The 999-nt window shown below is 63.7% G+C and carries 2 protein-coding genes; both read left to right on the top strand.

Going from position 1 to position 999, the window contains the following annotated elements:
• Positions 1 to 309: roadblock/LC7 domain-containing protein (locus NZU74_20150; protein MCS6883642.1), on the top strand; the 309-nt coding region annotated here is incomplete at its 5' end.
• 71 nt (positions 310 to 380) lie between these two features.
• Positions 381 to 999, top strand: a 619-nt coding sequence (locus tag NZU74_20145; GenBank protein MCS6883641.1) for a polyprenol monophosphomannose synthase, incomplete at its 3' end; no start/stop codon positions are given.

Below are 999 nucleotides of genomic sequence, written 5' to 3'. Positions count from 1 at the left end.
GGTATCGAGGCCTCGGCAGTAGTTAGTGTAGATGGCTTGCCCATTGCAACCGCCCTGCCGCGTGAAGTAGAAGAAGACCGAGTCTCCGCCATGTCGGCGGCCATGCTTTCGCTTGGTGAGCGAATCGCCTCCGAGCTGGGACGTGGTAATCTGAACGAAGTCTACATCAAAGGCGAAAGGGGCTACGTCATTCTCCAATCGGTCGGTTCGGAAGCGGTGCTGACGGTGCTGGCGCGCGAGGGCGCAAAGCTGGGCCTGGTCTTCCTGGACATGCGCCGCGCCGCGGAAGACCTCGCCAAACTCGTCTAAGCATTCCTTCGTAAGCGTTGACATCCGCCGGGGCCGGACCAGCATGACAGGTCACGGCCCCGGTTTTCGTTATGAAGACGGTCATCGTCATCCCCACCTACAACGAAGCAGAAAATCTGGAAGCCCTGACAGAGGCGCTCTGGGCCTTGCCGCTCGACGCAAAGCTGCTGGTGGTGGACGATGCCTCGCCCGACGGCACCGGCCAAATCGCCGACCGTCTGGCCGCTGCCAACCCCGACCGGTTCAGCGTCATCCACCGGCCTCGGCTGCTCGGCCTGGGCACGGCCTATGTGCAAGGCTTCCGCCGCGCGCTCGAGATGGGCGCCGATGTCATCATCCAGATGGACGCCGACTTTTCGCACGGGCCGCACTACCTGCCGGGGATGGTCGCCCAATTGCGTGACTATGACGTGGTCATCGGCTCACGCTATGTACCCGGTGGCAGCACCGACAAGCGCTGGGGGTTGGGCCGCAAGCTGCTCTCGGCCTGGGCCAACCTGTACGCGCGCACCATCCTCGGCCTGCACATCCGCGACGCTACTGCCGGCTTCCGCGTCTGGCGCCGCTCCACGCTGGAGGGCCTCGGCCTGGATCGCGTGGTGTCCAACGGCTACGTCTTCCAGGTCGAGATGTCCTATCTGACCGAACGGCTCGGCTACCGCTGGCTGGAGATGCCGATTTACTTCGAAG

The organism is Chloroflexaceae bacterium (assembly GCA_025057155.1).
GTDB lineage: Bacteria > Chloroflexota > Chloroflexia > Chloroflexales > Chloroflexaceae > JACAEO01.
Note: the sequence above shows the minus strand (reverse complement) of the source record. Positions and strands in the feature narration are given on the sequence as shown.